A 23,334-nucleotide genomic window follows, 5' to 3' on the forward strand; every position below is an offset into this window, starting at 1 on the left:
GTTTCGGCGCTGTCCTGCCCTACGCCGCTCAAGCCTGCCCACGGATCACGGGTTGGCTCGCCGTGGGAACGTAAGGTCTCGCCGTGGGAACGTACAGTGACGTCGACTCCGAACAGGACGGTGGCGGTCGGAGGCGATTCAAGCGGGCGCTGTCTACCGGAGGGCGGGCACTCATGACGGCGGCTGCCGGGCGACGGGTCGAGGTCGGTGACCGGGTGGCGGACGTGCTCCGGGCGTCCTACTACTACGCGCTGGTCGACGGCCATCCGGTGGTGGATCCGGGTCTGCTGCTGATGGCGGCGGCACGCAACGACGACCGGGCCGGCATCGTACTGGGCCGGCAGGTCGCCGAGGCGCGGGCGACGATGCCGCGCGGGCAGGGTCCGGATCCCGCCGACGGTGCCGGGTCGGGCCAGGGCGGCTATGCCGGGGCGCTACGGGAGGCGGGCTGGTGGGTGCTTCGGGAGAACCCCCGGTTCGAAAGCCTGCCGCTGTGGTCCGGTGCGATCGGCAGGGCGCTCACCCGGGCCGCCGGGTCGGCCCAGCCGGCCGTGCCGACCCGGCTCGACGTGCCGCACCTGCTGCTCGGGTTGCTCGACCCGACGGAACCGTCGGTCGCCGCGCTGACCGACCGGGTCGGTCTGGACATCGCCGCCGCCCGGCGGCAGGTGCGGACCGGTGACCTGGCCGGCGACCCGGCCCCGTTCGTCCCGCTGGTCGAGCCGCTGCAACGGCTCGGGGGTGCCGAGGTCCGGCTTCCCTGGTCGATCCGCTGGATCCCGGGGGTGCTCTCGCGGTTCACCCTGCGAACCGCCACATGGGGCGGGCCGGTCCTCGCGTGCCTCGAACGCGAGGTGATGCGGCAGTCGGTCCTGCTCGGGCACGGCACGGTCCGCAGCAGCGCCGTACTGCTGGCGATCGTCAGCCTCGACGTGCAGCTGGCGGCCGCCGGCGAACGGCTGCGGACGACGTACCTGCCGCACAACCAGGGCGGCAGGCTGCTCGTCGAGGCCGGTTTCGACCTCGATCGGGCCCGCTCGGTGGCCGAGCCGCTGACCGAGGAGCGGGAGACGCTGCCCGCCGAGGAATCCTCGGCCCGATTCTGGGACACCGGCAAACCCGGCGACCGTCCTGGAGTGTCGTCGCGGTCCGGGCGATGGACCGGGCGACCGGCATCGCCCGCGAACACGGACACCGGCACGCGGGGACGTCGCACCTGCTCGCCGCCGTACTGACCGGGGACGGGGCGGCCGGGCACCTGCTCGCCGAGCTGAATCTCGACCGGGAGGAACTCCGCCGGCAGGTGACCCGGCATCTCGCGCAGGGCTGACCCGACCCGACGGCCCGTCCCGGTGGCTTCGTCGTCGGTGTCACACCCGGACGACATGATCCCGACCACAGCCACGGGCGACCCCGTGACCTCCGAAACTACCGTTTCCGGTACGGACGCCCGGCGGGCGTAGCTCAGCTCCGGTGACGGCAGGTGAACCTTGCACCACTTCTCGGACCACGTCTGGCACTACTCGGCGGCGTACCTCGGTGGTGGTGTCCTTTCCCGGGCGGCGATCGTGGTCGGGGCGCTGGCCCTGCTGCTGCTTCTCCCGGTGCTGGTCGTCTACGCCTGGCCGCTGCGCAACGCCCGGCTGCGGCACGTGCTGGTCGAGTCGCTCGACTACCGCACCGCCGCCGACCGGGCCGAGCGGGTGGTCGCCGCCGACCGGGACGACCCGGAGGTGGCGCCGGAGGCCGGGAGCGTCCTGCTCACCCACGGCACCCGTACCGCGAAGGCGGTGCTGATGCTGCACGGTTACACCGTCTCGCCGGTCCAGTACGCCAACCTCGCCCGTTTCTACTTCGATCACGGCTACAACGTCTACGTGCCCCGGGCACCCGGACACGGCCTGGTCGACCGGCGGGCGGAGGGGCGGCTCAACGCGATCGAACTGGTCGGGTACGCGAACGAGTCGATCAACATCGCCGCCGCGCTGGGGGAGGAGGTCGGCGTCGTCGGCATCTCCGGCGGCGCGGTGCTCGGCACCTGGCTGGCCCAGTACCGCTCCGACGTGGTGCGTCGGCTGCTCGTACTCGCCCCGTTCTACGGGGTGAACCCGGCCAAGGCGCCGGGCTACCTGATCAAGCCGCTGACCGTACTGTTCGGGTTCCGGGTCCTGCCCGACCGTCAGGTCACCGGGACCGGCTTCTGGCTCTCCGCGCTCTCCCAGTACCTGCGGATCACGATCAATCTGAAGGTGGTGCCGGGCCACGGCGACCTGCGCACCGTGGCGGTCGTGTTCTCCGACAACGACGAGTCGATCGACCGGCGGGCCGCCGTCGACCTGCCCCGCAAGCTGGCCGAGGCGAACGGCCTGCCGTTGCGCGTGCACCGGCTGGGCCGGGAGCTGGGGCTCGGGCACGACATCGTCCGGCCGGACCGGGTCAACGACCTGGCCGACGAGCTGGACCGGCTCTATCTCGACCTCTACGAGGGCCACGGCGGACCGGCACACGTCGAGCCGGCCGAGCACGTCGAGCCGGCCGAGCACGTCGAGCCGGCCGAGCACGTCGAGCCGGCCGAGCACGTCGAGCCTGACTCCCCGTACCGGATAGACGACCTTGACAACGTCGGACGGCGGCGTGAGAGTCGTGGGTGATTCGAGGGATGCGGCGGCGCGCTCCCGAGTCCACCGACCGGAGGAGCCGCGCGCCATGCCCCACCCGATCACCCGCCGCACGCTGCTGCGTGTCGGCGGCGCCACCGTTGTCGTCGCCGGTGTGCCGGCCCTGTCGACCGCCGCCCTCGCCGCCGCCGTCGTCCAGGCCGACCTGGTGGTCTACGGCGCCACCTCGGCCGGCATCGTCGCCGCCGTGCAGGCCCGCCGGATGGGCCGCACCACGGTCGTCCTCGAACCGGGCACCCACCTCGGCGGCCTGACCACCGGCGGTCTCGGCATGACCGACAGCGGCACCCAGGCCGCGATCAAGGGCATCGCCGGTGAGTTCTACCGCCGGGTGCACGCCAGGTACGCCGGCACCCCGGTCACCCCGACCTCGCCGGCCCGGTTCACCTTCGAGCCGAGCGTGGCCCGCGCCGTCTTCGACGACCTGCTGGCCGAGGCCGGGGTGCCGGTCTACTACGGAGCCCGGATCTCCGCCGTCACCATGGCCGGCAACCGGATCACCGAGATCGTCGCCGACAACGGCCAGGTGTTCCGGGGACCGATGTTCGTCGACGCCAGCTACGAGGGCGACCTGATGCACCGGGCCGGCGTCGCCTGGACGGTGGGCCGGGAGAGCAACAGCACGTACGGCGAGACCATCAACGGCGTGCAGCTGCGCAACGGGCACCAGTTCAACTTCCCGGTCGACCCGTACGTGGTGCCGGGCAGTCCGACGTCCGGGTTGCTGCCCGGCATCTCGGCCGCCCCGGTGGCGCCCAACGGCACCGGTGACGACCTGATCCAGGCGTACAACTACCGGATGTGCCTGACCCAGGCCGCCAACCGGATCCCGTTCCCGCGCCCGGCCGGCTACGACCCGATCGACTACGAGCTGCTGCTGCGCTACGTCCAGGCGGGCTGGACCGGGCCGTTCTTCACCACCCACGGGGTGGGCAACGGCAAGACCGACTCCAACAACAACGGGGCGTTCTCCACCGACTTCATCGGCGCCAACTACGCGTACCCGACCGCGGGTTACGCCGTCCGGGAGAGCATGGCGGCCGAGCACCGCGCGTACCAGCAGGGGCTGATGTGGTTCCTGGCCAACGACCCGAGGCTGCCGGCGTCGATCAGGTCGGCGACCGCCTCGTGGGGGCTGGCGGCGGACGAGTTCACCGGCACCGGCGGGTGGCCGCCGCAGCTCTACGTCCGCGAGGCCCGACGGATGGTCTCGGCGTACGTGATGACCGAGCGCAACTGCCGGGGCCAGGAGACGGTGACCGACCCGGTCGGCCTGGCCAGCTACACGATGGACTCGCACAACTGCCAGCGGGTGGTGGTCGGCGGCCGGGTCCGCAACGAGGGGGACGTGCAGATCGGGGTGCCGGCGCCGTACTCGATCAGCTACCGGTCGATCGTGCCGACCCGGGGCCAGTGCGCCAATCTCACCGTGCCGGTCTGCCTGGCCGCGAGCCACATCGCGTACGGGTCGATCCGGATGGAACCGGTGTTCATGATCCTCGCCCAGTCGGCGGCGACCGCGGCGATGCTGGCGGTCGACACCGGCACGGCCGTGCAGGACGTCGACTATCCGGCGCTGCGGGCCCGGCTGCTCGCCGACGGTCAACTGCTGGTCTGGCCGCCTCCGGTCGCCGGTGAGCTGATCCTCGACAGCCGGGCGGGCACCGGCGTGACCCGGGCCGGTGCCTGGTTGGGGAGCACGTCGATCGGCGGCTACTACGGCCCCGACTACGAGCACGACGGCAACACCGCCAAGGGGGTGAACCGGATGCGGTTCACCCCGACCCTGCCGGCCGCCGGGACGTACGCGGTCTACCTGCGCTGGACCGCGCACGAGAACCGGGCCAGCAACGTGCCGGTCGACGTCGTGCACAGTGGCGGGATCACCACCCGTACCGTCGACCAACGCTCCTCCGGCGGGCAGTGGGTCTCGGTCGGCAGTTACCCGTTCGCCGCCGGCTCCGCGGGCAGCGTCCTGGTCCGCACCGAGAACACCGACGGGTACGTCGTGGTGGACGCCGCCCGTTTCGTGGCCGCCTGAACGTCCGGCGGCTTCGTGGCCGCACGAACCCGTCCGGTGGGGCCCGCTACCGGGGTCCCGCCGGACGGGTCCGGTCGTCGGCGTCGCGCATGATCTGGAGGGCCACCTCAAGCGTGGCCTGCCGGCGTTCCTCGTCGGTGCCCCGCCGGCAACGTGTTGAGCTGACGCGGTCAGGCCAGCAGGGTGCCGCCGTCGACGCTCACGATCGTCCCGGTGGTGTACGTCGCCCGCAGCAGGAAGAGGAACGCCTCGGCGACCTCCTCGGGCTCACCCACCCGGCCGAGCGGAAGAGTGCCGCCGAGCTGGCTGTACATCTGCTCGCGGTCGGCCTCGGGCATCGAGTCCCACAGCGGCGAGCGGATGACGCCGGGGGCGACGGCGTTGACCCGTACCGGGGCCAGTTCGACGGCCAGGGCCCGGACCAGCGCGTCGACCGCGCCGCAGATGCTGGCCGCGACCGACCAGCCCGCGCCCGGCCGGTCCTTCGCGGACCCGGTGGTGAGCGCCACCGACCCGCCGGGCCGCAGGTACGGCATGGCGGTGCTGACCGCCGACAGGGCGGAGAAGTAGCGCAGCTCGAAGAAGCGGCGGGCGGTGTCGAGGTGGAGCGTGTCCAGCGACATCAGCGAGAGCGGCTCGCCGGCGGTGTAGACCAGGTGGTCGAACGGCCCGGTACGGTCGAACAGCGAGCCGACGTCGGCGGCGTCGGTGAGGTTGACGGTGTATCCCTCGACGCCGGCCGGAAGGCTCGCCAGCGCCCGGTCCACGCTGTTCTGGCTGCTGGAGGCGACCACCACCCGGGCGCCCTCCCGAGCGGCCAGGGCGGCGGTGGCCAGCCCGATCCCGGAGGTTCCGCCGAGTACGACCACCCGTTGGTCGGTGAGAGCCATGATGCTGCCGTCCTTTCGATCATCCGTGTCGTGGTGGGAACGGTGTCTACCCTGCGTCGGACCGGTGAGTCCCGTCCAAGACCTGTTTCCGCGTCTGTGATGCCCGGCGGGTATCAGTGCCGGTCGTGCCCCACGGGTATGGTGGATCACCAGAAAGGGGACAGGGTGGACATCGATCTCCGTAAGCTGCGCTACTTCGTCGCGGTCGCCGAGGAACTGCACTTCGGTCGGGCTGCGCAGCGGCTGCACATCGCCCAACCGGTTCTCTCCCGGCAGATCCGGGCACTGGAGCAGGAACTACGCGTCCAGCTCTTCGTCCGCGACCGGCGGTCCACCGTACTGACCGGGGCCGGGCGGCAGCTGCTGACCGACGCCGAACCGCTGCTCGCCTCGGCCGAGGCGCTGCACCGCCGGGTACGTCAGGCAGCCCACGGCCGACCGGCGTTCACCATCGGCTTCATGCCCGGCATCACCGTCACCGCCGATGCCCGCGCCATCGCCGCCCGGCACCCCGACCTGACCGTGGACGTGGTCCGCACCTCCTGGAACGACCAGGTCGAGATGGTGCTCGACGGTCGGGTCGACGTCAGCTACGTCCGGCTGCCGGTCAACCAACGCGGCCTGCGGCTGCGACCGCTGTTCGACGAGCCCCGCGTCGCCGTGCTCGCCACCGACCACCCCCTCGCCGGCAGGGAGTCGATCGCCCTCGCCGAACTCGCCGCGGAGCGCCTGGTCCAGGACCCGGACGCGGTGCCGGAATGGCGGGACCTGCCGGACCGGCCGGCCGACCAGCCAGGCCCGGTCCGGCCCGACCTCCACTCGGTCGAGGAGAAGCTCGAACACGTGGCGACGTACGGCGGGGTGGTGATCCTGCCCTACTCGACCGCCACCTTCTACACCCGATCCGACGTCACCCACGTCGCCGTCGCCGACCTCCCGTCGACCCGGGTCGCGCTGGCCTGGAGCGACGGCAGCCGCTCACCGCTGGTGGCGGAGTTCGTCGACCTGGCCAGCGCCCGCCACCGCACCGGCGGCCCGGACGCCGACCCGGCCGTGGACGGTCAGACCGCTGCGAACAGTTCGTCGCGCCGGCCGGACCAGCCGCCGAGCACCCGCTCCGGGTCGCCGTCGAGCACCCGGTCCAGCAGGGTGGCGTAGACGTCGCGGAAGTCGACGGTGAACCGGAGATCACCGTCGTCCAGGTCGGTCAGGCTCGGCTGCTCGCCGTACAGCCCACCGCGTACCCCGGCACCGAGCAGGAGGACGTTCGAGGCGGTGCCGTGGTCGGTGCCGTCGGAGGCGTTGGCGCGTACCCGCCGGCCGAACTCGGAGTAGACCGCGACCGCCACCCGGCGGCCCGCCTCGGTACGACCCATCCGCTCGGCGAAGCCGGTGAGCGCCCGGTCCACCTGCCCGAGCAGCACCGCCTGCAGCTGCTTCTCGTCGGCGTGGCTGTCGAAGCCGCCCAGCGACACGGAGAAGACCCGGGTGGACACGCCCGCCTCGACGCACCGGGCCACCAGGTCGAGTTGGGCCTCCAGCGACGTACGCGCGCCGCCGGTGGCGGTCGCCGCCGGCCGTTCCGGATCGTCGCCGTTCTCGGTCTGCTCGGCCGCGTCGCGTACGCCGCCGATCATCGTGTTGACCGACCGGAGATCCGCGAAACAGGCGGCCGCACGGGCCTGCGCCGGGGACTCGCCGGGGCTGCCGGCCCCGAGTGCCGCCAGCGTCCCGTCCGGCAGGCCGCCGCGTCCCGCCCGCCCGGCCACCGGTACGGACGCACCCGCGCTCCGCTCGCCGGCCAGCAGTGGCGGCACCGCCGACTCGAACGAGACCGCCAGCCGGGGGTCGCCACCGGCACCGTCGAGCCACCGCCCGATCCACCCGGTCGTGCCGGGGCGGTCCGGGCTGGCGGTCTGCCAGATATCCATCGATCGGAAGTGGCTGCGGTCCGGCTTCGGGTAGCCGACGCCGCGTACGACCGCCAGCCGTCCCTGGCCGAACAGCCCGTGCAGGCCGCCCATCGCCGGGTTCAGCCCGACGGTGTCGTCGAGCCGGTTGACCTCCTCGGCCGAGTAGGCGATCTCCGGCCGGGCGTCGTGGTACGCCGGGTCCGCGTACGGGATGACGGTGTTGAGCCCGTCGTTGCCGCCGTAGAGCGTGACCAGGACCAGGGTACGGCTGCTCGGGTCCCGGGTGCCGGCGGTGTCGAACAGGTCGGACAGCGCGTACGTGCCGGCGCCGGCGGCCAGGGCACTCGCGCCCACCACACCGCTGGCGAGCAGGAACTTGCGCCGGGTCAGGATGTCCACGGATGACCTCCGGTCAGCAGGGTGTCCACGGGTGACCTCCGGTCAGCAGACGGTGTATTCGGGGCTCACCAGTCCGGCTGCGAGGAGCCGTTGCGGGTTCGCGGCCAGCGGTGCCAGGGCGGCGCGGGTGCGTTCGGTCCAGGCGTCCACCACGAGCAGCCGGGCCAGCGCGTCGAGCCGGCCGGCCTCCGGTGCCGAGGTGAGCCGCTGGAGCGCCACCGGGCCGGCCGTGCCGGCGAACAGGTCGGCCAGCCGCATCCGGGCCTGCAACGACGAGGTGGTGAGCCAGGCCGCGCCGGCCGGCCAGCCGCCGACGCTCGGTGGCCGCAGCGGCACCTGGTCCATTCCGGACAGCCCGGACTGCACCTGCTTACGCTGCTGCTCGGTGAGCGCGGCGGGCCGGATCCGCAACTGGCGCATCGCGCCGACCGCCCACTCCACCGGCTGTTTGACCAGCTGCCCTCGGGTCTTCGCGAAGGCGGGGTCGGTGAACATCGCCCGCAGGATCGCGGTGACGTCGCCGGTGGCGCCGGCGGTGGGCGGCGCGGCGCCGGCGAACCGGAACCAGAGCCGTTCGGTGACGAATTCGGCGGTCCGGGGAAGGCCGGCCAGCAGTCGCGCGTACGAGTCGGCGTCGAAGGTGTCGGTCCGGCCGAGGATCGTCTTCGGCCCGGTGTCGTGCCGCTTCGGCTCGAACCGGGCGGCGCCCGTCTCCCGGACCACGGTCCATCCGGTCAGCGCCTTCGCCCCGGCCTTCACGTCGGCCTCGGTGTAGTGGCCGATGCCGAGGGTGAACAGCTCCATCAGCTCGCGGGCCAGGTTCTCGTTCGGCGCCCTGCGGGTGTTCTTCTCCCCGTCGAGCCAGAGGATCATCGCGGGGTCGCGCACCATCGCGGCCACCAGCGGGCCGAACCCGTCGCGGCCGTACCGCCGCAGGGTGTCCAACTGGCCCAGCATGAGCTGTGCGGACTTCACCTTCTGCACGCTGGTGGCCCAGTGGCCGTGCCAGAAGAACACCAGCTTCTCGGTGAGCTGGTGGTCGGCGGCGACCATCCGGTCCAGCCACCACCGCAGCACCTGCTGGGCCTGTTCCGTGCGCTGTTTGTTGGCCTGCTGCCGCTGCTCCCGGCCGGCACCCTTGTCGAGGCTGGAGTGGGGGTCGGGTCCGAGGCGCGGTGCGGGGGTGGCGGCGGCGCCCGGATCGCTTCCGGTCGGGCCGAGCAGCCGGTCGAGGGTGGTGTCGAAACCCGCCCGTACGGCCGCTTCGACCTCCTCGGCGGTGGGGCCGAACGTCGCGCGGCGCAGCAGGTGGGCTATCGCGTCCGGTGACGCCATACCGGGACCCTAGGCCGACAACGTACGAATCCGGTAAATGTCCCGTACGAGGCAGGTCCGGCACCCCCTTGGGCGGCGGGTCGATCCGCCCGCCGCCCGGTGTCGTCCGCGGTCAGTGCCAGCGCAGCGAGGCGATCCGGCCCTGCTCGCCGGAGGCCCAGCAGTGGCCGCCGGCCGTGCAGGCGACCGAGTCGAAGCTGCCGGTGTCGAACCGTCGCCACCGGATGCCGCCGTCGAGGCTGAGGTTGCTGCCGGTGGGTCCCACCGCCAGCGCCAGCCACCCGCCACGGTGGACCCAGGCCGAGCCGGACCGGTACTCACCCGGCTGGTTGCGGGCCACGGTCCAGGTCCGACCGCCGTCGTGGCTGGTCGCCGCGCCGTCGGGGGCGCTCGCCGGGGTCGTGTAGTCGCCGCCGAGGGCGATCCCGTGCCGCTGGTCGCGGAACGCCAGCGAGTAGATGCCGGCGGACGCTCCGCTCGGCACCGGACTCGCGGTCACCCGCCAGGTCAAGCCCCGGTCGTCGGTGCGGAAGACACGCGCGGCGGCACCGCCGCCGGTGGCGAACCAGGCCTGGCCGCCGCCGTGACGCAGGGTGCGGTCGGGGTGGTCGACGGGGTTGCGGGCGGCCGTCACCAGGCAGGTGCCGCTGGCCGCGAAGGCGAACTCGCCGGCCAGCGCCGCCGGCATGCCGGCGGCGGGCAGGACCTGCCAGGACCGTCCGCCGTCGGCGGTGGAGAGGATGCGGAACCGGCCGTCGACCGGGTCGGAGAGGGCCAGCCCGTGGTCGCGGTCGAAGAAGGCCAGGCAGTCGTAGAAGGCACGCTCGTCGGTGTTGCGGAAGGTCTCGGTCCAGCTCCGCCCGCCGTTGTCGGTGCGGTAGACCCGCGACTGGGTGCCGGGACCGATCGACAGCGCCACCGCGTGGTCGGAGTCGAACGCCTCGATGTCGCGCAGTTCGAGGCTCGGATCGGCCGGGCCGACCTGCCGCCAGGTGCGGCCGGCGTCGACGGTGCGCAGGACGGTTCCGGCGGCACCGCTGGCCCAGGCGACCCGCTCGCTGACCGGGGCGAGCCCGCGCAGCCGTACGGTCGCGCCGGTGTCGTGCAGCCGCCAGTCCGGCTCCCGTCCGTGGGTGAAGCCGGCGGTGGCGGTCAGCACGAGGGCGCCGGTGAGCAGGGTGGAGATCATATGTAGCCGCATGGGTCAGCAACGTACCCGAGATCGTCCGGCTTGGATGTCCTGCGGCTCGCGACGGATGGTCACGTACGGGAAAGGTGTCGTACAGCCGAGGTTTCGGCGTTGTGAGTCAGGTATTTGCATATATCGTACGGATCTTGTCTATCGTCCATGTGTCCCGAATGTCGGGCCTAACGTGCATGGAGGATTGATGCGCACCAGGGGAGCCAGATCCGTTGCCGCGACACTGGTCGCGGGCACGGTGGTGGCCGGCGGGATCGTCTTCGCCGGCAGCGCGGTCGCTGCGGAGAGTTCGCAGTTCAGTGTGGTGAACGGAGCGATCCGGACGGCGACCGGCACCCCGGCGCCGGCCTCGGGCACGCACGCCTCGCTCTGGGGCAACAACAGCTACGCCACCCCCACGATCACCGGCTCGGGCCGGGTGCTGGTCGGCGCGATCGGCGACAACTGCCAGGGCTGGCCGACCATCCGGGTGACGGTCGACGGCACCGCCGTCGGCACCAGCACCATCGTCAGCGCCACCAGCTACGGCACCTATCCGATCGGCGCCGCCGTCGGCGCGGGCCAGCACAACGTCAGGATCGAGCTGATCAACGACTTCCAGTCGACCACCTGCGACCGCAACGTCCACCTGGCGTACGCCCGGATGGAGACGCCCGGTACGACCGTCGACCCGACGTTCAGCTTCGCCGTCCTGCCGGACACCCAGCAGGAGGTGCTGAACACCTCCGACACCCGGTTCCGGCAGCGGACCCAGTGGCTGGTGAACAACCGGTCCACGCTGGACCTGCGGTTCGTCACCCACTCCGGTGACGTCGTCAACTGGGACACCCCCGACCACTCGCAGTACGTCATCGCCCGCGACGCGATGCGTCCGCTGGAGACCGCGGGCATCCCGTACGCGCTGGCACTCGGCAACCACGACACCCAGGCGACCGGCGTCGGCGGGTCGGCCCGCGATCCCGCCCGGACCCGTGAGCTGGTCCGCGACACCACCGTCTTCAACCGGTACTTCACCGCCGCCCAGTACGGCGCGGTCAGGGGGCAGTTCGAGGCCGGCAAGGTCGACAACTCGTTCTCGACGTACGAGGCGGGCGGTGTGCAGTGGCTGGTGCTGACCCTGGAGCTGTGGCCGCGTACCCAGGTGGTCGACTGGGCGAAGAGCGTGGTCGCGGCGCACCCCCGGCACAACGTCACCGTCGTGACGCACGACTACATCGACGGCAACGGCAACATCGAGCAGAGCGCCGGTTACGGGGCCACCAGCCCGCAGTACCTGTTCGACAACCTGATCAAGCAGTACGCCAACATCAGGTTCGTCTTCTCCGGCCACACCGGTGTCGCGGGCAACCGGGTGGACACCGGTGTGCACGGCAACAAGATCTACACGTTCCTCCAGACGTTCCACTCCAACACCACCAACCCGGTTCGGCTGGTGGAGGTCGACACCGCCGCCAACTCGGTCCGTACCTGGATCTACGCACCCTTCACCAACCAGTCGTTCACCGAGTACGACCGCTCGTACACCGGTCTGGCCCTGGTCCGCTAGGCCTCACGCCGAGTGGCGACCGCGCGGCCCGGCCGGGGCTTCGCGGTCGCCGTCGTCGGCGACGTCCGCGTGTCCGGGCCACCAGGCGACGTGTCCGAGCAGCGCGGTGACGGCCGGGGTGAGGAACAGCGACATCACGAACGCGACGATGACGATGCCGGCGGAGATGGCGAAACCCATCTGGGTGAGGGTGCTGTTGCCGGCCAGCATGAGGGAGGCGAACGTACCGGCGAGGATGAGTCCGGCGGCGGCGACCGTCGGTCCGGCGTGCCGGATCGCCATCGCGGCGGCGTCGCGCGGATCGCGTCCCTCGCGGGCCTCCTCGCGGAGCCGGGCGACCATCAGGATGTTGTAGTCGGTGCCGAGCGCGACCACGAACAGGTACATGATCACCGGCAGGATGAAGATCAGGCCCGGTTCGCCGAGTCCGTGCTGGAAGATCAGCACGGTGGCGCCGAGGGTGGCGGCGAAGCCGAGACCCACCGAGAGCATCAGGTACCAGGGGGCCACCACGCTGCGCAGCAGCAGCCCCAGGATGACCATGATGAGGACGGCCGCGACCGGGAACACCACCGCGTAGTCGCGGTTCACGGCCGCCTGGATGTCGACGAAGACCGCCGTGATGCCGCCGACGAACGCGGTCGTCCCGTCCGGTGCGGCCGCGTGCGCGGTGCTGCGCAGCGGACCCTTGACGGTGTGCAGGGCGGCCGAGGACTGCGGCCTGTTCGCCAGCGTCACCTGGAAGTCCGCGACCGTCCGGTCCGGCGACAGCGTCGGCTGCCCGACCTGACCCACCCCCGGCACCTTCGCCAGCGCGTCCCGGTACGCGCCGAGCCGGTCGGCCGGCAGCGGGGCACCGGTGTCCGAGCGCAGGAACACGTTCGACGGCTCGGTGGCGCCGGCCGGCAGGCCCTTGAGCAGTTCCTTGCTCCAGACGTTCGACTCCGACTCGGTCGAGGTCGAGCCGCTGCTCAGGTCGAAGTTCGGGTGGAAACCGAGGGCGAAGACGGCCAGCACGATCAGTCCGGCGCCGGAGACGGCCGCGTACACCGCCGGGCGGCGGGCCAGGGACCGGCCGATCGCGGCGAACCGGGTCCCGCGCGGCTCGTGCCGCCACGCGTTCGACGGCCAGAACACCTTCGTGCCGAGCAGTGAGACCACCGCCGGGATGAGGGTGAGCCCGGCGACCAGGGTGGTGGCGACCGCGATCGCCAGGGCCGGTCCGAGGGACTTGAACAGGCCGAGTGTCGACAGGGTCAGGGCGAGGAAGGCGATGATGACCGCACCGGCCGCCGAGGCGATCGCCTCTCCGGCGCGGGCCACCGCACTGACCATCGCGGTCTTCGGGTCCTCGCCCAGCCGCAGCCGTTCCCGGAACCGGAACATCAGGAACAGGATGTAGTCGGTGCCGACGCCGAACAGCACCACGATCAGCATGGCGCTCACCGAGCTGTCGGTCTTCAGGTCGAACGCCTGGTTGGCCCAGGCGATCAGGCCGGTGGCGATCTGCGAGACCAGCCCGATCACGATCACCGGCAGCAGCGCGATGATCGGACTCCGGAAGATGATCAACAGCAGGATGATGATCAGGCCGATGGTGGCGACCCCGATGATCGCGTTGGCCCGGTTCCCGGAATCCTGGGCGTCCAGGTTCTGCGCCGCCGTACCGGTGGTGCCGGCCTTGAGGTCGGAGTTCGCGAGCTGGTCCGGCAATGCCGCCCGGAGTGCCTTGACCGCGTCGGGCTGGGCCTGGTCGGCCGGCCCGCGCTGTGGGGTCATCTCGACCGCGATGATCTGGATCAGCCGGTTGGGTGAGGGTGGGGTCGGGGTGATCGCGATGATGTCGGGGATCCGGCGATCGGTCAGTGCCTGCCCGATCGCCACCACCTTCGCCGCGTCCGCGTCGGTCAGCGGGCCCCCGTCCCGTCGCTCGAACACGATGATCGCCGCCGGGGTCGCCGCCCGGGGGAACGCCTGCTGCTGAACCTGCGCCGCCTTGATCGACTCGTAGTGCGAGGGCAGGAACGACGCCTCGTCGGTGGTCGCGGTCAGCGTCGGCGCGAACCCGATCACCCCGACCGCGGCGGCCACCCAGGCGATGATCACCCAGACCGGATGGCGGACCACGAACCGCCCGACAGCAGCGAACACGCGCGGCACCTCTTCGTGATCGACGGCCTCCGTTCCGTGATCAACCTAGGTGCTCGGCTCCGGCGGGGTAGGGCGAACGGCTCCGGTCCACCCCATCGGGGACAGCTCGGCGGACCGCCGCCCCGACGGTCGTCCTCACCGCGCGGCGGGGACCCGTTCACCGCCGCGGGCACGCCGGCCGGCGACCGTGACCCACGGAGAGTTCGGCCGCGCACAGCGAGCCGAACTCTCCGCGATCGTGGCAGCTACCCGGCCCACCCCTCGGACGCGGTGACGACCGGGCGGCCGGTGCGCACCGACTCCTCGATGGCGAGGCTGATCAGGTGGTCCTGGCACGCCTGCGCCAGCGGGTACGGCGGCCCGTCCTCCTCGCGCGCCCAGGCACCCGTACGGGCCACGATGTCGGCCACCGCGAGATCGTCGTCGGAGAGCCCACTGCCGACGAACGGGTTCCGGTAGACCACCCGACCGTCGAAGCTGATGTGCTTCAGGTCGAGTCCCTCCAGATTCAGGTCGACTCCGGTCTGGCGGCGGACCAGCGACGACTCGACCGGGGTGGTCGGGTCGACCAGCCGGACGACCCGGTCGTCGACGATCTCGCCGAGCGAGCCGCGTACGGTCAGCCGCCGGGCCCGCAGCGGGTTCCACCACTGGTTGTCGGTGAAGTCGTACAGGCCCATCCGGCCGCCGAAGTCGATCGTCGCCAGGGTGGTGGAGAGCTGCTGCGGTGTGTCGTCGCCGCTCCACCCGGCCGGGGAGAGCGGGTTCGCCAGCGGGGCGACGAAGGCACGCGCGTTGACCTCGGCGGGGTCGTACCCGACGCCGAGCAGGCCACGGATCAGCGAGACCGCGTGGTAGAGGTGGGTCGACGAGACCTGCACGGAGGTCGGCTCGCCGATCACCCCTTCCCGGACCAGTTCCAGCCGGGCGGCGTGTCCGGGCATCAGCAGGTACTGCTCGGCGACCTGCACCAGACCGCTGCCGCCCACGTCGGACCAGAGCGCGCGCAGCCCGTCGCGGTCCGGTGCCGGCGGGGTCTCGGCGAGTACGGGCACACCCGCGCCGACCAGCTCACGGGTCGCCTCCGGGGTCACCGCCCAGGGCACCGACACGATCACGAAGTCCGGCCGCTCGTGGGCGAGCAGGTCGGCGGTGGAACGGAAGGTCGGCACCCCCCACTCGGCGGTCACCTCGTCGCCCCGCCCGGCGGTCCGGGTGACCACCCCGGTGACCCGTAACCGGTCCGGGAGCAGCCGGGCCAGTCGCAGGAAGAACAACGAGCGCCAGCCGCTGCCGACCAGACCGAACCGGGTCAACGCCGCCGATGTCATCTGGACCCCTCACGTCGTACGCGGATGCCGCCCCGGCCGCCGGTGCTGCGGCCGGGGAAGACACACCCTAGTGGCGGGGCTGGACGACCGCCGCCGCCCCACCACCGCGCCGTACCGGTTCCGCCGACGCCAGGAAGCCGTGCCGGCCGGTGAGCTCGACTGCCGTGGCGGCGCCGAGTTCGGCCGTACTCGTGAACGGGGGATGGCCGAACCCGGCCAGGGCCGCGCCGTACCCGCTGACGAAGGCCGGCTCCGCCTGCGGTGCCGCGCTGTTGCGCTGCGACGCCCGCGGCGCGGCCATCGCCTCGGGCAGCGACATGCCCAGGTCGATCCGGTTGACGAGGATCTGCAGCACGGTGGTGATGATCGTGGCGCCACCGGGGCTGCCGAGCGCGAGGAACGGCCGACCGTCGTCGAGCACGATCGTCGGCGACATCGAACTGCGCGGGCGCTTGCCCGGCGCGGGCAGGTTCGGGTCCGGGGCGGCACCGGGTGTCTGCGCGAACGTGAAGTCGGTCAGCTCGTTGTTGAGCAGGAAGCCGCGACCGGGCACCACCATCGCGTTGCCGCCGGTCTGCTCGATCGTGAGCGTGTACTCGACGACGTTGCCCCAGCGGTCGGCCACGGTCAGGTTCGTGGTGCTCTGACCGGGGTGGCCCTCGGCACCGGCGGCGGCGGTCGCGCAGCCGTCGTACCGGCCGTCGGGGTCGCCGGGCGCGACCGGCTTCGGGGCGGCGCGGGCGGGGTCGACCCGGCAGGCCCGCTCGGCGGCGAACCGGTCGCTGAGCAGCTCCCGCAGCACCCGCTGCGACGTGTGGTCACCGACGTACCGGTTGCGGTCGGCGTACGCGAGCGCGCTCGCCTCCAGGTAGTGGTGCAGCGCCTCGGTCACCGTCATCGTGGACAGGTCGAACCGTTCCAGGATGTTGAGTGCCTCGCCGACGGCGACACCGCCGCTGGACGGGGTCGACATGCCGTACACCTGGTAGCCCCGGTAGTCCGACCGGGTCGGCTCGGGGAACCGCACGTCGTACCGGGCGAGGTCGGTCCGGGTCAGCCCGCCCGCCCGGATCGGGAACTGCCAGGGTGTCCCCGGGTCGGCGGCCACCGGTGGGCGCTGCACGGTGGTGACGATGTCGTCGCCGATCGGACCCCGGTAGAACACGTCGACGCCGCGTCGGGCGATCTGCCGGTAGGTGTCGGCCAGGTCGGGGTTGCGCTGCCGCGAACCGACCGTCGGCGGCTGCCCGCCCGGCAGGTAGAGCGCCCGCGTCGCGTCGAACTGGGCGAACGCCGCCGCGTTGTCGGTCACCTGCTGGCGGAACGTCGCGTCGACGGTGAAGCCGCGCTCGGCGACGTCGGCGGCGGGGGCGAGCGCCGTCGACAGCGACCGGTTACCCCACTTGCGCAGCGCCTCGTGCCAGGTCAGAAGCGTTCCGGGTACGCCGACCGAGAGCCCGCTCACCCGCGCCTCCTGGAAGGCGTACGGCGCACCGGTGGCCGGGTCGACGAACGAGTCCTCCCGCGTCGACGCCGGAGCCGACTCCCGGCCGTCGATGGTGTGCACCCGCTTCGTACGGGCGTCGTAGTAGACGAAGAAGCCGCCCCCGCCGATGCCGGCCGAGAAGGGCTCGGTCACGCCGAGCGTGGCGGCGGCCGCCACGGCGGCGTCGACCGCGTTGCCGCCGCGCCGCAGAACCTCCACACCCACCGCCGTCGCGGTCGGGTCGACGGTGGACACCGCGCCGCCGTACCCGTGCGCCGTCGGCGTCCTGGTCGGTTCGCCCCCGTGGCCGGCGGCGCCCGACCCGGCACTCGCCGGTGCCGGTGCGACCTGCCACGCGACCACGGTGACGGCGGCGACCGCCACCCGGGCGAGTGTTGCCACCGTGCGCCTCATCGGTCCTCCTCGATCAGCCTGTGTCTCTCGACAGGGTAGTGACGGCCGGGACGCGGCGGCACCCCCCGTTGCGCCACGGCGGATTCCGGACCCGATCAACCCCTCTCCTGGTCACGCGGTTTGCCGACTCCGCCCGGCGGCCGGTGGGCACGAGGTTTTGCCGACTTCGCCCGGGGGCAGTGGGAGCGAGCGACAGCGCTCGCCGCCGGCCCACCGCCGAAAGCGACGTCGTTGCAGTGCGCCGGGGCCACGGACGGCCCCCGGCCGTCGGGGAAGGAGGGTGCGCGATGAGTGATCACTGTGGTGCGACGACCGGTCGGGGAGGTACGCCGCCCGACCGCCGCGGTACGCGACACCGGGCGGGTCCGGTGCCACCGCGAACGCGAAGCGGGTGCCGGCATGAGTGAGGCGGGCGCCGACCGGCCGGCCCGCTCACCCCGGTTCCGGATCGTCTGCGTCGCCGTCGGACTGGCCCTGCTCGCCCCGTTGGCGGCGTGCGCCTCCGGTACCGGCGGGGACGGTGGGGTGCCGACCGTCAATCTCTACCACCCGCCGGAGCAGAACCTGCAGAAGGTGGTCGACGACTGCAACGCGCAGGCCGGTGGCCGCTACCGGATCGTGTACCGGATCCTGCCCAGGGCCGCCGACGACCAGCGGGTGCAGATGGTTCGCCGACTGGCCGCCGAGGACACCGGCATGGACGTCCTCGGGCTGGACGTGACCTGGACCCAGGAGTTCGCCAGCGCCGGCTGGGTGCGGGAGTGGACCGGCGCGCAGCGGACCGAGGCCGAGCGGGGCACCCTGAGCGGGCCGCTGGAGACCGCCCGGTACGAGGGCAGGCTCTTCGCCGCGCCGAAGAACACCAACGTGCAGCTGCTCTGGTACCGGTCCGACCTGGTCGACCGGGCGCCCCGTACCTGGGACGAGATGATCGAGATGGCGCAGCAGCTCAAGTCGCGCGGCGAGCCGTACCGGGTGATCACCATGGGGGCGCAGTACGAGGGCCTGGTGGTCCTCTACAACACCCTGGTCGCCAGTGCCGGCGGGCAGATCCTGTCCGACGACGGCACCAGGGCGGTCTTCGACGACGGTGCGGTCCGGGCCCTGGAGGTGCTGCGCCGGTTCGCGACCTCGGGTGTCACCACCCCGTCGTTCTCGAACACGATCGAGGACCAGGCTCGGCTGGAGTTCGAGTCCGGTGGCGGCGCCTTCCAGATCAACTGGCCGTTCGTGTACCCGGCGATGCAGGAGGCCGACCCGGAGCTGGCGAAGAAGGTCAAGTGGGCGCGCCTGCCCGGCGTCGACCCGCAGACCCCGAGCCGGGTGACGATCGGCGGGACGAACCTCGCGGTCAGCCGCTACTCGCGGCACCCGGCCGAGTCGTTCGAGGCGGCGGCCTGCCTGCGCAACGCCGAGCACCAGAAGTTCTCGGCGATCAACGACGGTGTGCCGCCGACGATCGAGAGCGTGTACGCGGAGCCGGAGATCGCACAGGCGTACCCGATGCGCGACACCATCCTCGAACAGCTGAGGGACGCCGCGATCCGGCCGCGCAGCCCGGCCTACCAGAACATCTCCACCGTGATGTCGGCGACGCTCTCCCCACCGGGTGACATCGAACCCGAGAAGACCGCCGCCCGGTTGCGGGTCGAGGCACGGGACGCGCTGGAGTCCAAGGGGGTACTGCCGTGAGCCGGCCCCGTACCGACACCGCCCCGGCCACGGCGGCGACACCGCAACCGACCCGTCCGCCCGGCCACGTCCCGTCGCAGCGGCGAGCCGCGGCGGCGTTGAGCGAGGGCAAGCGGGCCGAGCGGCGGTTGGCGTGGCTGCTCTGCGCCCCGGCCGCGTTCGTGATGCTCGCCGTCACCGCGTACCCGATCCTCTACTCGATCTGGCTGTCGCTGCAGCGCTTCGACCTGAAGTTCCCCGAGCAGCGGGAGTTCGTCGGGCTGGCCAACTACGCCACCGTGCTGAGCAACGAGTACTGGTGGACCGCGTTCGGCGTCACCATGCTGATCACCGTCGTGACGGTCGCGGTCGAGCTGGTGCTGGGCATGGGGCTGGCGATCGTGATGCACCGGACCATCGTCGGGCGCGGCCTGGTCCGCACGGCGGCCCTGATCCCGTACGGGATCGTCACCGTCGTCGCGGCCTTCTCCTGGCGGTACGCCTGGACGCCCGGCACGGGTTACCTGGCCAACCTGTTCGGTGAGGGTGCTCCGCTGACCGAGCGGGCCAGCGCGCTGGGGATCATCATGCTGGCCGAGATCTGGAAGACGACGCCGTTCATGGCGCTGCTGCTGATGGCCGGGCTGGCCCTGGTGCCCGAGGACCTGCTCAAGGCGGCCTCGATGGACGGCGCCACCGGCTGGCAGCGGTTCACGAAGGTGATGTTGCCGGTGATGAAGCCGGCGATCCTGGTGGCGCTGCTGTTCCGGACCCTGGACGCGATCCGGGTCTTCGACAACATCTTCGTGCTGACCGCCGGGTCGAGCGAGACGTCGTCGGTCAGCATGCTGGCCTACAACAACCTGATCCGGGGGCTGAACCTCGGCATCGGCTCCACCATGTCGGTGCTCATCTTCCTGACCGTGGCGATCATCGCGTTCGTCTTCGTGAAGCTGTTCGGCACCGCCGCCCCCGGCAGCGCCGACGAGGGGAGGCGCTGATGTCGGCCGCCGACAGCACCACCGCAGCCAAGTGGCGGTGGGGACTGCTGGACCTGGTCGTGGTGGTGTTCGCGCTGGTCCCGGTGCTCTGGATCGCCTCGTTGTCGTTCAAGACCACCGGTACGCTCACCGACGGCAACTTCATCCCGCGCGAGTGGACCCTGGACAACTACCGGACGATCTTCTCGACCGACCAGTTCGTCCGGGCACTGGTCAACTCGATCGGCATCGCGCTGATCGCCACCACGATCGCCGTGGTGCTCGGCACCATGGCCGCGTACGCGGTCGCCCGGCTCGACTTTCCCGGCAAGCGACTGCTGGTCGGGGTCTCGCTGCTGATCGCGATGTTCCCGCAGGTGTCACTGGTCTCCCCGCTGTTCGAGATCGAGCGGTCGCTGGGGCTCTTCGACACATGGCCGGGCCTGATCCTGCCGTACATCACGTTCGCCCTGCCGTTGGCCATCTACACCCTCTCGGCGTTCTTCAAGCAGATCCCGTGGGACCTGGAGAAGGCGGCGAAGATGGACGGCGCGACCCAGGGGCAGGCGTTCCGTCGGGTGATCGCGCCACTGGCCGCGCCGGGCGTGTTCACCACCGCGATCCTGGTCTTCATCTTCTGCTGGAACGACTTCCTGTTCGCGATCTCGCTCACCTCGACCGAGCGGTCCCGTACGGTGCCGGTCGCGTTGTCGTTCTTCACCGGCGAGTCGCAGTTCGAGGACCCGACCGGGGCGATCTGCGCGGCCGCGGTCGTGATCACCATTCCGATCATTCTGTTCGTGCTGTTCTTCCAGCGCCGCATCGTGTCCGGGCTGACCTCCGGCGCAGTCAAGGGGTGAATTGTTGTGGCTGACATCGTGCTGGACAAGGTGAGCAAGCGGTTCCCGGACGGGACCGTGGCGGTCCACGACGTGGACCTGGAGATCGCCGACGGGGAGTTCGTGATCCTGGTCGGCCCGTCGGGCTGCGGCAAGTCGACCACCCTGAACATGATCGCCGGGCTGGAGGACATCAGCGGCGGCGAGCTGCGGATCGGTGGTCAGCGGGTCAACGACCGGGCGCCCAGGGACCGGGACATCGCCATGGTGTTCCAGTCGTACGCCCTGTACCCGAACATGACGGTCCGGGAGAACATGGCCTTCCCGTTGCGGTTGGCGAAGCTGGACCGGGCGACGATCGAGCGGAAGGTCGACAACGCCGCCCGGGTGTTGGAGCTGACCGCGCTGCTGGACCGGAAACCGGCGAACCTCTCCGGCGGCCAGCGGCAACGGGTCGCGATGGGGCGGGCGATCGTCCGTGACCCCAAGGCGTTCCTGATGGACGAGCCGCTCTCCAACCTGGACGCGAAACTGCGGGTGCAGATGCGTACGGTGGTGTCCCGGTTGCAGAAGCAGCTCGGTACGACAACGGTGTACGTCACCCACGACCAGACCGAGGCGATGACGCTCGGCGACCGGGTGGTGATCATGCGGGCCGGCGCGGTGCAGCAGGTCGGACCGCCACAGGAGCTGTACGACAATCCGGTGAACCTGTTCGTCGCGGGCTTCATCGGCTCGCCGTCGATGAACTTCCTGCACGCCGAGGTGGCCGACGGCCGGTTGCGTACGGCCATCGGTGAGCTGCCGTTGGGTGACCGGCTCCGGCGCGAGCTGACGGCCGCCGACGCGCCCCGGAACCTGATCCTCGGTATCCGCCCGGAGCACTTCGAGGACGCCGCCCTGGTCGACGACGACACCCGGGCGCGGGGGGCGGAGTTCGAGGCGCCGGTCGAGATCGTCGAGTCGATGGGTTCGGACAAGTACGTCTACCTCACCGTCGAGGGGGAGCGGGCCACCGCCGCCGAGCTGCGGGAGCTCGCCGCCGACGCGGGCGCCGAGGATCTCGGTGTCGCGGGCGCCAACCTGGTGACCCGGCTGTCGGCGGAGTCCACGGTGAGCGAGGGGGAGAACCGCCGGATCTGGTGCAACCTGGAGAAGATCCACCTGTTCGACCCGGCCGACGGACGCAACCTGACCCTGCACGAGGGCCGCGCCGGTGGAGCCCTCGCCCCCTGACCGGTCGGCACGTTCAGCCGGTCGGCACCGGCAGCACGAAGGGTTCGGCCCGGCTCCGTCCGGCCGAACCCTTCGTGACCCACCACGGAACTTGGCACCCGGAGCGGCAGTGGTCGCGTAGCGTGATCGTGTGCGTACGGGATCGGGGGGCCCTCGTCGCGAGCGGGATGATCCGTGACGCCCCTCGCGATCCTGCTGGCCCTCTGCGCCGCCGCCTGTTTCGCCTCGGGAGCCGCGTTGCAGCAACGCGCCGCCCGGCGGGAACCGCCGCACCACACCTTCGATCCCCGGCTGTTCATGCGGCTGCTGCGCCGCCGGAGTTGGCTGCTGGGCAAGCTGCCCGACATCACCGGCACCGTGCTCCAGGCGGTCGCCCTGCGGTTCGGCCCACTGACGCTGGTCCAGCCGCTGCTGATCAGCGGCATGTTCCTGGCGATCCCGCTCGAAGCGGCGCTGGACCGGCGGCGCCCGCATCCGCGCGACGTCATCGCCGTCACCGCGTGCGTGGTCGGGCTCGGGGCGTTCCTCATCGTCGCGCGTCCCCGGCCAGGCGTGCCCGAGCCGTCGGTGATGGGCTGGGTGGGGGTGGCGATCGGTGGGGGTGTGGCGGTGGCGCTCTGCCTCGCCCTGGCCCACCGGGCGACCAGCGCCCTGCGCGGCACCCTGCTCGGGGTCGCCACCGGCATCTTCTACGCCGGGGTGGCGGTCCTGCTCAAGGCGTTCACCGGGCGGGCCTTCGCCGACCCGTTCTCGGTGCTCACCGACTGGCATCTCTACGCCCTGATCCTGGTCGGCCTGGGCGGTGTCATGCTGAACCAGAACGCGTTCCAGAACGGCCCGCTCGCCGCGCCGCTGACCGCGATCACCCTGGTCGACCCGGTCGCCAGCGTGGTGATCGGGGTGACCGCCTTCCACGAGCGGCTCTCGATCAGTGGGCCGCGACTGCTGATCGAGGTGCCGGCGGTCCTGGCGATGATCTTCGGGATCTGGCTGGCCAGCACCCGGCCCGGCGGCCGGGGCGGTGGCGGGGAGGAGCCCGGACCGGGCCGGTCCGGGGCGGCCGACTGAGCGAAACCTCGGGAGCGGGTACGGCCACCGAACGCACCGGGGGGGGGGGGGGGGGGGGGGGGGGGAGGGGGAGAGGGGGGGGGGGGGGGGGGGGGGGGGGGGGGTGGGGGTGGGGGGGGGGGGGGGGAGGGGGGGGGGGGGAAGGGGGGGGAGTC

Annotated in this window: 18 protein-coding genes; 11 read left to right on the forward strand and 7 right to left on the reverse strand. The window is 71.9% G+C overall.

Annotation, left to right across the window (positions count from 1 at the left end; translation table 11 throughout):
- Positions 1 to 173: 173 nt before the first annotated feature.
- The 4 genes from ACZ6QQ_RS09965 (at position 174) to ACZ6QQ_RS09980 (ending at position 4,719) form a co-directional block, all read left to right on the forward strand.
- Positions 174 to 1,235 carry a hypothetical protein gene (locus ACZ6QQ_RS09965; RefSeq protein WP_465875576.1) on the forward strand — a complete coding sequence of 354 codons (1,062 nt, stop codon included), beginning with the start codon at positions 174 to 176 and terminating at the stop codon, positions 1,233 to 1,235.
- Positions 1,157 to 1,330: a Clp protease N-terminal domain-containing protein gene (locus ACZ6QQ_RS09970; protein ID WP_465875577.1), complete on the forward strand. Its 174-nt coding sequence runs from the start codon at positions 1,157 to 1,159 to the stop codon at positions 1,328 to 1,330. Before ACZ6QQ_RS09965 ends, ACZ6QQ_RS09970 begins: the two co-directional genes overlap by 79 nt.
- A gap of 160 nt (positions 1,331 to 1,490) precedes the next feature.
- Positions 1,491 to 2,651 carry an alpha/beta hydrolase gene (locus tag ACZ6QQ_RS09975; RefSeq protein WP_465875579.1) on the forward strand — a complete coding sequence of 387 codons (1,161 nt, stop codon included), beginning with the start codon at positions 1,491 to 1,493 and terminating at the stop codon, positions 2,649 to 2,651.
- A 55-nt stretch (positions 2,652 to 2,706) separates the two neighbouring features.
- Entirely contained in the window at positions 2,707 to 4,719 is a 2,013-nt protein-coding gene (locus ACZ6QQ_RS09980; RefSeq protein WP_465875580.1) for an FAD-dependent oxidoreductase, read from the forward strand.
- Between the two features lie 170 nt (positions 4,720 to 4,889).
- Here ACZ6QQ_RS09980 and ACZ6QQ_RS09985 read toward each other — a convergent pair whose 3' ends face one another.
- Complete coding sequence (locus ACZ6QQ_RS09985; RefSeq protein WP_465875581.1) at positions 4,890 to 5,609, reverse strand: SDR family oxidoreductase; 720 nt, start codon at positions 5,607 to 5,609, stop codon at positions 4,890 to 4,892.
- Positions 5,610 to 5,774: 165 nt separating this feature from the next.
- On the opposite strand from ACZ6QQ_RS09985, the gene ACZ6QQ_RS09990 reads away from it, so the two are divergent.
- Complete coding sequence (locus tag ACZ6QQ_RS09990; protein WP_465875582.1) at positions 5,775 to 6,767, forward strand: LysR family transcriptional regulator; 993 nt, start codon at positions 5,775 to 5,777, stop codon at positions 6,765 to 6,767.
- On the opposite strand, the gene ACZ6QQ_RS09995 is transcribed toward ACZ6QQ_RS09990, so the two are convergent.
- The 3 genes from ACZ6QQ_RS09995 to ACZ6QQ_RS10005 all read right to left on the reverse strand — a co-directional run bounded on the left by ACZ6QQ_RS09995 (position 6,671) and on the right by ACZ6QQ_RS10005 (position 10,457).
- Positions 6,671 to 7,921, reverse strand: coding sequence for a DUF1501 domain-containing protein (locus ACZ6QQ_RS09995; protein WP_465875583.1), 1,251 nt, complete (start codon positions 7,919 to 7,921; stop codon positions 6,671 to 6,673). The two genes, ACZ6QQ_RS09990 and ACZ6QQ_RS09995, sit on opposite strands and share 97 nt — an antisense overlap.
- Positions 7,922 to 7,963: 42 nt before the next feature.
- Complete coding sequence (locus tag ACZ6QQ_RS10000; protein WP_465875584.1) at positions 7,964 to 9,256, reverse strand: DUF1800 domain-containing protein; 1,293 nt, start codon at positions 9,254 to 9,256, stop codon at positions 7,964 to 7,966.
- A gap of 112 nt (positions 9,257 to 9,368) precedes the next feature.
- A complete protein-coding gene (locus ACZ6QQ_RS10005) occupies positions 9,369 to 10,457 on the reverse strand; it encodes a WD40/YVTN/BNR-like repeat-containing protein (RefSeq protein ID WP_465875585.1) in 1,089 nt (362 codons plus the stop codon).
- Between the two features lie 187 nt (positions 10,458 to 10,644).
- On the opposite strand from ACZ6QQ_RS10005, the gene ACZ6QQ_RS10010 reads away from it, so the two are divergent.
- A complete protein-coding gene (locus ACZ6QQ_RS10010; protein ID WP_465875586.1) occupies positions 10,645 to 12,003 on the forward strand; it encodes a carbohydrate-binding domain-containing protein in 1,359 nt (452 codons plus the stop codon).
- A gap of 3 nt (positions 12,004 to 12,006) precedes the next feature.
- Here the strand turns inward: ACZ6QQ_RS10010 and ACZ6QQ_RS10015 are convergent, their stop codons facing one another.
- From ACZ6QQ_RS10015 to ggt, 3 genes are all read right to left on the reverse strand, one after another.
- A complete protein-coding gene (locus ACZ6QQ_RS10015) occupies positions 12,007 to 14,154 on the reverse strand; it encodes an MMPL family transporter (RefSeq protein ID WP_465875587.1) in 2,148 nt (715 codons plus the stop codon).
- A gap of 245 nt (positions 14,155 to 14,399) precedes the next feature.
- Positions 14,400 to 15,485, reverse strand: coding sequence for a Gfo/Idh/MocA family protein (locus tag ACZ6QQ_RS10020; protein ID WP_465875588.1), 1,086 nt, complete (start codon positions 15,483 to 15,485; stop codon positions 14,400 to 14,402).
- A gap of 67 nt (positions 15,486 to 15,552) precedes the next feature.
- Entirely contained in the window at positions 15,553 to 17,385 is a 1,833-nt protein-coding gene (ggt, locus tag ACZ6QQ_RS10025) for a gamma-glutamyltransferase (protein WP_465875589.1), read from the reverse strand.
- 291 nt (positions 17,386 to 17,676) lie between these two features.
- Here ggt and ACZ6QQ_RS10030 point away from each other — a divergent pair, with 291 nt between their 5' ends.
- The 5 genes from ACZ6QQ_RS10030 (at position 17,677) to ACZ6QQ_RS10050 (ending at position 23,179) form a co-directional block, all read left to right on the forward strand.
- The gene (locus tag ACZ6QQ_RS10030; protein WP_465875590.1) at positions 17,677 to 19,077 is read left to right on the forward strand and encodes an ABC transporter substrate-binding protein; all 1,401 of its coding nucleotides are present in this window, start codon (positions 17,677 to 17,679) and stop codon (positions 19,075 to 19,077) included.
- Positions 19,074 to 20,057, forward strand: coding sequence for a carbohydrate ABC transporter permease (locus ACZ6QQ_RS10035; RefSeq protein WP_465875591.1), 984 nt, complete (start codon positions 19,074 to 19,076; stop codon positions 20,055 to 20,057). The genes ACZ6QQ_RS10030 and ACZ6QQ_RS10035 overlap by 4 nt, the downstream gene beginning before the upstream one ends.
- Complete coding sequence (locus tag ACZ6QQ_RS10040; RefSeq protein ID WP_465875592.1) at positions 20,057 to 20,896, forward strand: carbohydrate ABC transporter permease; 840 nt, start codon at positions 20,057 to 20,059, stop codon at positions 20,894 to 20,896. Before ACZ6QQ_RS10035 ends, ACZ6QQ_RS10040 begins: the two co-directional genes overlap by 1 nt.
- A gap of 6 nt (positions 20,897 to 20,902) precedes the next feature.
- Positions 20,903 to 22,111 carry an ABC transporter ATP-binding protein gene (locus ACZ6QQ_RS10045; RefSeq protein WP_465875593.1) on the forward strand — a complete coding sequence of 403 codons (1,209 nt, stop codon included), beginning with the start codon at positions 20,903 to 20,905 and terminating at the stop codon, positions 22,109 to 22,111.
- Positions 22,112 to 22,285: 174 nt separating this feature from the next.
- A complete protein-coding gene (locus tag ACZ6QQ_RS10050; protein ID WP_465875595.1) occupies positions 22,286 to 23,179 on the forward strand; it encodes a DMT family transporter in 894 nt (297 codons plus the stop codon).
- Positions 23,180 to 23,334 lie beyond the last annotated feature (155 nt).

The sequence above is a fragment of the Micromonospora sp. NPDC049529 genome (assembly GCF_055586685.1).